The sequence below is a fragment of the Mycobacterium sp. IS-1496 genome, from assembly GCF_001499995.1.
GTDB lineage: Bacteria > Actinomycetota > Actinomycetes > Mycobacteriales > Mycobacteriaceae > Mycobacterium.
The window spans coordinates 21,122-31,946 of sequence record NZ_LQIU01000039.1 but is presented as its reverse complement, the minus strand read 5'-3'; the positions used below and the strand labels follow the sequence as shown (position 1 = coordinate 31,946).

Below are 10,825 nucleotides of genomic sequence, written 5' to 3'. Positions count from 1 at the left end.
CTGGAAAACACCGGCCGAAGCCCTCAACCAACTACTGTCCAACCCACCAGCTGTTGCATCGACCGCTTGAAACCGCCCCGGAAATCTCGCGCTGGCCGCACGTTCGGCGGAAGCGACGGGCGTTCTAAACGGTCACCAGCCGCCACAGGCCGATCAGCCCGACGACCACGATGACCCCGCGCAGCGCGTTCTGCGACAACCGGCGACCGTAGTGCGCGCCGAGGAATCCGCCGATCAGTGAGCCGCCCGCGATCAGCCCGGCGGCCGCCCAGCTGATCCGGTCGAACGCGACCACGGTGTAGGCGACGGCCGCGACGATGTTGACGATCAGCGACAGCAGGTTCTTGGCGGCGTTCATCCGCTGCATGTCCTCGGGCAGCAACGCCCCCATCACCGCGATCAGCAGGATTCCCTGGGCCGCAGTGAAGTACCCGCCGTACACGCCGACGGCGAAGGTTCCCGCCACCAGCGCCACCATCCGCGCGGCGCTCACGTGGTCGGCCGACCGTCCGCTCTCCTCGGCGCGCCGCCGCGCCCACGCCTGGATCCGCGGGCCGGCCACCACCAAGGCCAGCGCCGCGACCAACAGCACCGGCACCACCTGGATGAAGACCTTCTCCGGGAGATGCAGCAGCAGCCATGCCCCGCCCAGCGCGCCGACCAGCGAAGCGGGCATCTGCCAGCGCAGGCGGTGCCACTGCCCGCGCAGTTCGCGGCGGTAGCCCCAGGTGCCGGACACTCCCCCGGCCACCAACCCGACGGCGTTCGACATCGTCGACGTCACCGGTGGATAGCCGAGTGCGACCAGCGTCGGGAAGGTGATCAGCGTGCCCGACCCGACGATCGCGTTGATGGCCCCCGCCCCTACGCCCGCCAGGGCGATGAGGACCATGTCGACGACGGGCACCCGGGGAACCCTAGTGTGTTCCGCTCAGACCGGCCTCAGCGCACCTCATCGGCGGTCTGCGCCGGCCGCTCGACGACAGTGACCTGCGCTTCGAGCTCTCGGGGAACGTAAGCCGGGGCGCGCATGATCCGCCACGCGAGCACCAGGAAGACGGCCCATGCGACCACGATCACCGAGTAGATGAACGTCGACCACGGCCATCCGATGCCGAAGTAGTGCACCAGCTTCTGCGCGTTGGTGAGCACGATGACACCGCCCACCCCGGTGCCCAGCAGCGCCGGGCTGATCCGGCTGACCAGCCACGCGGCGATGGGCGCGGCGATCACCCCGCCGACGGCCAGCGCCGCCACCACGGCGAGGTTGTCGAAGAACTCGTCCCGCAACCCGACCAGGAAGCCCACGGACGCGGACAACGCGACCAGGAACTCCGACGCGCTGACCGAGCCGATGACCGTACGCGGCGCGGTCTTACCGCTGGACAGCAGTGTGCTGGCGGTGATCGGGCCCCAGCCGCCGCCCCCGGAGGCGTCGATGAATCCGCCGAACAGGCCGAGCGGGGTGAGGAACTTGGCACCGTGCTTCGTCCCGTTGCCGCCGATCACCGGCGGGGTGCGCAGCGAGAAGCGCAGCAGCACATATGCCCCGATGCACAGCAGGATCCCCGCCATCAGCGGCGCGGCGTCCTCGGTCGACAGCGCCGACAGCACGGTGGCGCCCAGGAAGGCGCCGATCGCGCCGGGTACCCCCAGCTTGGCGACGATCGACCAGCTGATGTTCTTGAAGCGCCAGTGCGAAATGCCGGAGGCCAGCGTGGTGCCCACCTCGGCCAGGTGCACCGCGGCGCTGGCCTGCGCGGCGGCGACACCGGACAGCACGAGCAGGGTGGAGGCGGTGACGCCGAACGCCATCCCGAGTGCACCGTCGACGAGCTGGGCACCGACCCCGACCAGGGCAACGATCAGTAGCGAACGCATGGGTCCGGCTTTCGACTTCGCGGCGCCTGGGCAAGGCGGCCTGATTCAGCAGTGGGCGCGTGTCAGGGACGCGGACAACACCACTCGTCGAATGCCATCAGCCGGCGCGACGGCCAGAAGGGCTGAAGGGCGCAGGCGTGCGAGGGTGCGGCACGGAAGGCTCGTTCAGCCACCGTCGTCCCCTCTCGTCGTCTGCTGATCCGTTCACTGTACTAGCGGGCGCGCGAGCCCCGCTTCTCGCGTACCCGGACGTTGATGCGGATCGGGCTGCCTTCGAAGCCGAAGGTCTCCCGCAGCCGCCGCTCGAGGAAACGCCGATAGCCGGCCTCGAGGAATCCGCTTGTGAACAGCACGAAGGTCGGCGGCCGTGCGGTGGCCTGGGTGGCGAACAGGATCCGGGGCTGCTTACCGCCGCGCACCGGCGGCGGGGTGGCGGCGACGATCTCCTTAAAGAACGTGTTGAGCCGGCCCGTCGGGATGCGGGTGTCCCACGAAGCCAGCGAGGTCTCCAGCGCGGGCACCAGTTTCTGCACGGCCCGGCCGGTCATCGCCGAGATGTTGACCCGCGGCGCCCACTGCACCTGCGCCAGTTCCCGGTCGATCTCCCGGTCGAGCAGATACCGGCGGTCCTCGTCGACGAGATCCCACTTGTTGAAGGCGAGCACCAGTGCGCGGCCGGCCTCGATCACCATCGAGAGCACCCGCTGGTCCTGTTCGGTCAGCGGTTGCGAGGCGTCGATCAGCACGAGCACCACTTCGGCCGCGTCGATGGCGCCGTGGGTGCGCACCGAGGCGTAGAACTCGTGGCCGCTGGCCTGGCCGACCTTGCGGCGCAGACCGGCCGTGTCGACGAACCGCCACGTCTTGCCGCCGAGTTCGATCAGCGAGTCGACGGGGTCGACCGTCGTCCCGGCGACGTCGTGCACCACCGAACGTTCGTCCCCGGCGAGCCGGTTGAGCAGCGAACTCTTCCCCACATTGGGCTTGCCGACCAGCGCGACCCGGCGCGGACCGCCGCCCCCGCCGCCGACCTCCGACACCTCGGGCAGTTTCTCCAGCACCCGGTCGAGCAGGTCGGCGACACCGCGGCCGTGGATCGCGCTCACCGACAGCGGCTCCCCGATGCCCAGCGACCACAGGGCGGCCGCATCGGCCTCGCCGCGTTCGGTGTCGACCTTGTTGGCCGCCAAGAAGACCGGCTTGCCCGACTTGCGCAGCATCCGCGCAGCCGCCTCGTCGGCGGCCGTGGCGCCCACGACGGCGTCGACCACCAGGATGATCGCGTCGGCGGTGCGCATCGCGACGGTGGCCTGATCGGCGACCAGCTGTTGCAGCCCTTTCGCGTCGGGCTCCCATCCCCCGGTGTCCTGAACGACGAAACGCCGCCCCGACCACATGGCGTCGTAGGAGACGCGGTCGCGGGTGACACCCGGGATGTCCTGCACGACCGCTTCACGCCGCCCCAGGATGCGGTTGACCAGTGTCGATTTACCCACGTTGGGCCGGCCGACGACGGCGACCACCGGCGGCGGCGCCGCCGCCTCCTCGATGGCCTCGGCGACCTCTTCGGCGCCCAGTTCCCAGTCGCGTTCGTCGACCCAGGTGCCGTCCTCCGGTGACGTCATCGCCGCACCCCTGCCCGCTGGTGCACCAGATCCTGCAGGTGCGCAACCACGTCGGTCTCCGTCATATCGCTGGTGTCGACGATCACGGCGTCGTCGGCGGCGCGCAACGGGGAGACCGCGCGGGTCGAGTCGAGGTGGTCGCGGCGCCGGACGTCGGCCAGCACGGAGTCGTAGTCGTCGGCCAGTCCGTTGTTGACGTTCTGCACGTTGCGCCGGCGGGCCCGCTCCTCGGCCGAGGCGGTGAGGAAGATCTTCACGTCGGCGTCGGGCAGGACCACGGTGCCGATGTCGCGTCCCTCGACGACGACGCTGCCCGATCCGTCGGCCAGCCTGCGCTGCAGGTCCACCAGCCGCGCCCGCACCGCGGGGACCGCCGACACCGCCGACACCGCACGCGTCACGGCGTCACCGCGGATCTCGGCCGAAACATCCTCTCCGGCAAGCACAGAGCGGTCCTCGTCGGGGTCGTAGCCGACCGCGAGCTCGACCTCGTCGACCGCGGCGGCCACCGCGTCACCGTCGGACGGATCGATGCCCGAGCGCAACACCGCCAGCGTCACGATGCGGTACATCGCCCCGGTATCGAGATAGCGGGCGCCCAGTGCGCGCGCCAAACCCCGTGACACCGAGGATTTTCCGGTTCCGGCGGGACCGTCGACGGCGATCACCGTTCCGTCAGTCACATTCCCACCGCCTTGTACAGTTCACCGATCTCCTTGCGCGTCAACGCCCGAATGCTTCCTGGCCGCTGCTCGCCGAGCGAGACCGCCCCGATGTCGGTCCGCACCAGCTCCTGCACCGGGAAACCGACCGCCGCCAACAAGCGACGAACGATACGCTTGCGTCCCTCGTGCAGGGTCACCCGGACCATCGACCGGCCGGGCAGCGCGTCGACGACCGCGAAGTCGTCGACCCGGGCGGGTCCGTCGTCCAACTCCACTCCGGCGCGCAACTTCTTACCCAGGCCGCGCGGGACGGTGCCCAGTACGGTCGCCACGTAGGTCTTCGGCACCTCGTAGGACGGATGCATCAACCGGTGCGCGAGCTCGCCGTCGTTGGTCAGCAGCATCAGGCCCTCGGTGTCCGCGTCCAGGCGGCCGACGTGGAACAGCCCCTTGTTGCCCCGCACCCGATGTTCGACGAGGTCGCCGATACAGGGCCGCCCGCGATCGTCCGACATCGTCGAGTGCATCCCGCGCGGCTTGTTGATCGCCAGGTGCACGAGCGTGTCGTCGAGCAGGATCCGACTGCCGTCGACCCGGATGTCGGCCGTGCCGGGGTCGACCCGGGTGCCGAGTTCGGTGACGATGTGGCCGTCGACCTCGACGCGGCCGTCGATGATCATCTTCTCCGCGACGCGGCGCGACGCGATTCCCGCCTGCGACAACACTTTCTGCAGCCGGACACCATCGGGTTCGGTCATCGGTCATCCTTGTCCACGTCGTAGGACATCGGCTGTCCGGTGGGTGCGGGCACGCCGCCCAGCTTCATGAATCTCGGTTCGTCGGCCAGCGTTTCGCTCAGGTCGTCGATCACGTCCACGTCGGGCAGCAGCGGGGCGATGTCGGGCAGATCGGCCAGCGAGGACAGCCCGAGCCGTTCGAGGAACAGCTCGGTCGTGGCGAACGTGACCGCGCCGGAGTCCGGATCGGTGCCTGCCTCGGTGATCAACCCGCGGGCCAACAGGGTGCGCATCACGGCGTCGACGTTGACCCCGCGGACCGCGCTGACCCGGGCGCGGGTCACGGGCTGCCGGTAGGCGACGACGGCCAGTGTCTCCAGCGCCGCGCGGGTCAGCTTGGAGCGGGCGCCGTCGAGCAGCAGCCGCTCGACGTACGGGGCGTACCGGGACCGGGTGTACATCCGCCAGCCACCGCCCGCCTCGCGGAGGTCGATGCCGCTGTCCCGGGCGGCCAGCTCGGCGGCCATCTCGGTGAGGGTGGTGACGACCCGGTAGCCGGGCTGTCCGGTCACCTCCGCCAGCTGCTCGACGGTCGCGGGGGTGTCCACGACCAGGAGCAGGGCCTCGAGCACGTTGCGCAGTTCGAAGTCGTCGAGTTCGGGGGCGGTCGCGACGTCGATGCCGAGGTTGCCGTCGGAGATCTCGTCGGTCATTGCTCTCGTTGTTCTCCCGCGTCGACGGTTGCCAGTTGTTCGTTGGTCGGCCGATCCCCGGTCCACGAAACCTGGAGCACACCAAGCGGTTCTGCCTGGTCGAATGCTACCGCCCGCGCCCGGTACAGCTCGAGCAGCGCCAGGAAACGCCCGACGATCTCGATGCCACCCTGACAGTCGGCGACCAGATCGGTGAACGTCGCCCACTGTCCGACCCCTTGCCGCTCGAGCAGGGCCAGCAAGCGCCTGGCCTGTTCGGGCACCGACACCGCCGGCGCGTGCAGGTGGTCGGTGCGCACGCTGGGCACCGGTCGCGGGGTGAAAGCCGATGCGGCGATCTCGGCGAAACGTTCCGCGTCGACGCCGAGCATGACCTCGGGCAGCAGTTCGCTGTAACGCGGCTCGAGCGACACCGCGCGCGGATAGCTGCGCAGCGCGGCGGCCTCCAGTTCGGCGAACATCACCGCGACGTGTTTGAACGCCCGGTACTGCAGCAGGCGCGCGAACAGCAGGTCGCGCACCTCGAGCAGGGCGAGGTCCTCTTCGTCGTGCACCTCGCCCGCGGGCAACAGACGGGCGGCCTTGAGGTCGAGCAGCGTCGCGGCGATCACCAGGAACGCGGTCGTCTCGTCGAGTTCGAGTTGCCGTCCGATGGCTTTGGTGTAGGCGATGAAGTCGTCGGTGACCTGGTGCAACGCGACCTCGGTGACGTCGAGCCGGTGGGCGAAGATCAGCTGCAGCAGCAGATCGAACGGACCCTCGAAGTTGTTCAGCCGAACCTGGAACCCGCTCTTGTCTGGCTGCTCGTCGTCCTCGCCGCTCACGCGCCGAACCGGTCGATGACTTCCCGTGCCAGCGCCCGGTACGCCTCGGCGCCGGCCGACTTCGGTGCCCACGTCGTGATCGGCTCGCCCGCGACGCTGGTCTCCGGGAAGCGCACGGTGCGGGTGATGACGGTGTCGAACACCAGGTCACCGAACCGTTCGACCACCCGGGCCATGACTTCCCTGGCGTTGACCGTGCGCGGGTCGTAGCGGGTCACCAGGATGCCGCTGATGTCGAGTTTGGGATTGAGCCGATCGCGGACCTTGTCGACGGTGTCGGTGAGCAACGCCAGCCCGCGCAGCGAGAAGTACTCGCACTCGGTGGGGATGATGACCCCGTCGCTGCAGGCCAGCCCGTTGACGGTGAGCAGTCCCAGAGACGGCTGGCAGTCGATCAGCACGTAGTCGTAGCGGTCGAGCACCGGGTACAGCGCCCGGCCCAGTGTCTGCTCGCGTCCGACCTCGTTGACCAGCTGGATCTCCGCGGCGGACAGGTCGATGTTGCTCGGCACCAGATCGAGGCCGTTGACGCGGGTCGTGATCAGCACCTCGTCGATCGACACCCGCGGTTCGACCAGCAGGTTGTGGACCGTGTGGTCGAGTTCGTAGTGCGGGACGCCGAGCCCGGCCGACAGCGCACCCTGTGGGTCGAGGTCGACCAGCAGCACGCGTCGGCCGTACTCGGCGAGGCTGGCGCCGAGGTTGATGGTCGAGGTCGTCTTGCCGACGCCGCCCTTCTGATTGCACATCGCGATGACCTTGGCCGGTCCGTGTGTGCTGCGCGGTGCGGGTTCGGGTGTCGAGCGGAACGGCCGTCCGGTCAGGCCCGTCGCCACCGGCGCGTCGGCACCTGCGGCGTCATCGGTCATGCCGGACCGCCGCAGGCCGGGCACTCCACACGCAGGGCGAACATCCGGTTGAGTTTAACGTCGCGGGACCGTCGATACCGGCAGACCCGCAGACGACTTGCCGCTGCCGCGGGCGGCGTGCCTGCCTCCCGCCGTGGCCTCGGTGATGCCGAAGCGGTGGTGCACGCGGATCAGGGGCGCCGGAGCCCACCAGTTCGCCGGGCCCATCACGTGCATGAACGCCGGCACGAGGACGAGCCGGACCAACGTCGCATCCATCAGCACCGCGACGGTGAGCCCCAGCCCGAGCATCCGCATGAACGAGACCTCGGCCGCGATCAGCGCCGCGAAGGAGATCGACATGATCACCGCCGCCGCGGTGATCACCCGGCCGGTGCGGGCCAGCCCCAGGGCGACCGCCTCGTCGTTGGCCGCCCGGGTGCGGTCGGAGGCCAGCCAGTACTCCCGGATGCGCGCCATCAGGAAGACCTCGTAATCCATCGACAGCCCGAACGCGATGCAGAACAGCAGCACGGGGACGGCGACACCGATGGTGCCGGTGCTGGTGGTGCCCAACGCCGAGAGGTGTCCCTGCTGGAACACCCATACCAGGGCCCCGAAGGCCGCGGTGAGCGAGAGCACGTTGAGCACCACCGCCTTCACCGGCAGCACCACGCTGCCGGTGAGCAGGAACAGCAGCACCAGAGACGTGAGCCCGATGATGCCCAGCACCAACGGCATTCGCGACACCACGGCGGCGACGATGTCGCGGTTGCTCTGGGCGGTGCCGGTCAGCAGGACCTCACGGCCGTCCGGGCCGGGTACGTCGCGCAGCGCGTCCAACTGGGCCTCGGACTCCGCCGAATCCAGCGGAGCAGAACTGGCGACGGTGAGGTAGGCACTGCCGTGCGCCGTTCCCGTCGGCGCCGACGGCGGGCCGGTCTGACGTCCGGCGGCGAAGGTGCCCGCAGGCGAGGACACCCACGGCACGTCCGGCGCCCGGGACAGTTCGGCGGCGAACTCACCGAGCGCGGCCGGGGCGAGGCCCGTGACGTCGGGAAGGACGACGGTGACGGTCGTGGCCGAGTCGGCGGTGAACTGGGTGCGCAGCAGGTCGCCGACCCGGTGGGCGTCCGCGGTCGGCGGCAGCACACGGTCGTCGGGGAAACCCCACCGCGCGTCGAGGAAGGGGGCGCCGAGCAGGAGCAACACGGCCACCACGGCGACGCTCAACGCGGCGCCGCGGCGCGTCACCACCCGGGCGGTGCGGTACCAGAAGGTTCGCTCGACCGGACGGGGTGCGGGCGGCGGCCTGCGTAGGAGTCGCCGCAGGAACCGCCGCACGTCGAGTGCGTCGAGGCGGTCACCGAACAGCGTGATGACCGCCGGGGTGACCACGAGCGCGGCACACGATGCGAACACCACCACGGCGACACCGGCGTAGGCGAACGATCTGAGGAAGTACATCGGGAACAGGGCCATCGGCAGCATCGACAACCCGACGATCACCGCGGAGAAGACCACGGTCCGCCCGGCGGCTGCCATCGTGCGCATCAGCGCGTCCTCGCCGGATGCGCCGGATGCGCCGGATGCGAGTTCGTCGCGGTAGCGGCTCAGGATGAGAAGCGTGTAGTCGATCGCCAGCGCCAGGCCCATCGCCACAGCGAGGTTCAGCGCGAACACCGACACGTCGGTCAGCATCGTGATCCCGCGCAGCACGGCCATCGAGCCGACGATGGCGAGTGCGCCGACCGCCATGGGCAGCATGGCGGCGAACAAGCCGCCGAACACCCAGACCAGGACCAAGAAGCTCAGCGGAAGGGCGAAGGTCTCCATCGCCAGCAGGTCTTTCTCGGTCTGCGCGTTGATCTGGGCGTTCACCGCGGCGACGCCACCGGCACGCACCGTGACACCGCCGGTGTCGCCGGTGACTGCGGTGGACAGTTCCTCGGCCCGGGCGGCCGCGTCGCTCTCGTCGCCTTCCAGACCCGCGATGACGAGCGCCGTCGTCCCGTCGGCGCTGACGAGTTCACCCGCCGTACCCGGGGGCGCCCCCCACGGCGCCTCCACGTACCCCACAGCCGGGGACGCCTCGAGCGTGTCGACGATGTCCGCGCCGGCCGCCGCGCCCGCCCCGGTCATTGCGCCGTCGAGCGCCGTGACGGTCAGCAGCAGCTGCATCTCCGGCCGGTCGAAGGTGTCGGCCAGGATCGCCGACGCCCGCGCCGAATCCGATTCCGGATCGCGGAAACCCCCGCCGGACAGGCTGCCCGCGACCGGAATCCCGAAGACGGCGCACCCGATCAGCACCACGACGGCTGCGGCGAGGACGCGCTTCGGCGCGGCGATCGCCAACCGGGTCACGGCCTGCAACACGGCGACTCAGCGGATCAGCGCGGGCGTGCGATCCAGCTCGTCGGCGATGTGCCTGGCGACGTGCTGCGACTGCTTGGCCACATAGGAGATCAGGCCCGGCCGCGAGAGGAACCCGACGAACCGCAGTCCGGGGGCGGGCGCGGCGGCGCCGCACGACCGCGGAAGCCCCCTGTCGTCGAGGACCCCGAGGTGACCGACCATGGCGTCGAGGCCGCGGGTGTAGCCGGTCGCGCAGATCACCGCGTCCGGCCGCAGGCGTCTGCCGTCGACCAGGTGCACGGCGTGACCGTCGAACCGATCGACGGTGGGGACCACCTCGAACTTCCGGGCACGGATCGCGCGCACCACCTCCCGGTCGACGATGACGGGTGCGCGGCCGAGGCGTTTACCCCTGGCGAAGACGCCCTCCGAGGGTGTCGGGAGGCCGTACTCGGCCAGGCTTCCGACGTCGATGCGCTGCCCCACCCGCGAGACGGCGTCGGCCAGCCAGGTCGGCGCGTCGAACAGCGGCGACGCGAGGTAGTCGGACGGAAGACCGCCGGGCAGCGCCCGGATCATGATGTGCGGCGCGGTGCGGACGGCGAGCCAGGCGCACAGCGCGCCTCCGGTCGCGACGTCGTGCACGATCTCCATCGCCGACGACCCGGCTCCGACGACCAGTACCCGCTTACCCGCGTACGGCCGCGGATTGCGGTACTGCGAGGAGTGACTGATCTCGCCGGAGAACGACTGCATCCCCGGCCATTCCGGGATCCGGGGGCTGTGTTCGTATCCGGTCGCCACCACCACCTGCCGCGCGGTGAGGTCACCGGTCGACGTACTCAGGCACCACCCCGCAGGGTGCCGGTCGATGCGGTCGACGGTCGTGCCCAGCAGCAGCTCGATGCCGTCCTCGTGGGCGTGCCGGTCGAGGTGGGCGACCACCTGATCACGGGTGGGGAACGCTCCGGTCCCCTTGGGATACGGCCGGTTCGGCATGTGCGAGGTGCGTCTGCCGGTGTTGAGTCTGAGCCGGTCGTAGCGCGCCTTCCACGAGGATCCGACGTGATCGGCGCGGTCGACGAGCAGCGGGCGCAGGCCTCTGTCCCGCAGACTCAGCGCGGCGGCGACACCTGACGGCCCGGCTCCGATGACGACGACCCCGTGATCGCGCATC

The 10,825-nt window shown here is 70.1% G+C and carries 10 protein-coding genes; all 10 read right to left on the bottom strand.

The window, feature by feature from the left end; translation table 11 throughout:
- Nucleotides 1–124: 124 nt before the first annotated feature.
- Nucleotides 125–892, bottom strand: a complete 768-nt coding sequence (locus tag AU195_RS19030; RefSeq protein ID WP_082703118.1) for a sulfite exporter TauE/SafE family protein — start codon at nucleotides 890–892, stop codon at nucleotides 125–127.
- Between the two features lie 50 nt (nucleotides 893–942).
- Nucleotides 943–1,881, bottom strand: coding sequence for a sulfite exporter TauE/SafE family protein (locus tag AU195_RS19025; RefSeq protein WP_059160613.1), 939 nt, complete (start codon nucleotides 1,879–1,881; stop codon nucleotides 943–945).
- Between the two features lie 212 nt (nucleotides 1,882–2,093).
- The gene (gene der / locus AU195_RS19020; protein WP_059160612.1) at nucleotides 2,094–3,506 is read right to left on the bottom strand and encodes a ribosome biogenesis GTPase Der; all 1,413 of its coding nucleotides are present in this window, start codon (nucleotides 3,504–3,506) and stop codon (nucleotides 2,094–2,096) included.
- Nucleotides 3,503–4,189 (bottom strand): (d)CMP kinase, encoded by a 687-nt coding sequence (gene cmk, locus AU195_RS19015; RefSeq protein WP_059160611.1) that lies wholly within the window; start codon nucleotides 4,187–4,189, stop codon nucleotides 3,503–3,505. The genes der and cmk overlap by 4 nt, the downstream gene beginning before the upstream one ends.
- Entirely contained in the window at nucleotides 4,186–4,929 is a 744-nt protein-coding gene (locus tag AU195_RS19010; RefSeq protein WP_059160610.1) for a pseudouridine synthase, read from the bottom strand. The genes cmk and AU195_RS19010 overlap by 4 nt, the downstream gene beginning before the upstream one ends.
- The gene (gene scpB, locus AU195_RS19005; protein ID WP_059160609.1) at nucleotides 4,926–5,621 is read right to left on the bottom strand and encodes an SMC-Scp complex subunit ScpB; all 696 of its coding nucleotides are present in this window, start codon (nucleotides 5,619–5,621) and stop codon (nucleotides 4,926–4,928) included. Before scpB ends, AU195_RS19010 begins: the two co-directional genes overlap by 4 nt.
- Nucleotides 5,618–6,445, bottom strand: a complete 828-nt coding sequence (locus AU195_RS19000) for a segregation/condensation protein A (protein ID WP_059160608.1) — start codon at nucleotides 6,443–6,445, stop codon at nucleotides 5,618–5,620. Before AU195_RS19000 ends, scpB begins: the two co-directional genes overlap by 4 nt.
- Complete coding sequence (locus AU195_RS18995) at nucleotides 6,442–7,314, bottom strand: ParA family protein (protein WP_059160620.1); 873 nt, start codon at nucleotides 7,312–7,314, stop codon at nucleotides 6,442–6,444. The genes AU195_RS19000 and AU195_RS18995 overlap by 4 nt, the downstream gene beginning before the upstream one ends.
- Before the next feature lie 54 nt (nucleotides 7,315–7,368).
- Complete coding sequence (locus AU195_RS18990) at nucleotides 7,369–9,669, bottom strand: MMPL family transporter (protein ID WP_059160607.1); 2,301 nt, start codon at nucleotides 9,667–9,669, stop codon at nucleotides 7,369–7,371.
- 6 nt (nucleotides 9,670–9,675) lie between these two features.
- Complete coding sequence (locus AU195_RS18985; RefSeq protein WP_059160619.1) at nucleotides 9,676–10,824, bottom strand: flavin-containing monooxygenase; 1,149 nt, start codon at nucleotides 10,822–10,824, stop codon at nucleotides 9,676–9,678.
- Between the last annotated feature and the right edge of the window lies 1 nt (nucleotide 10,825).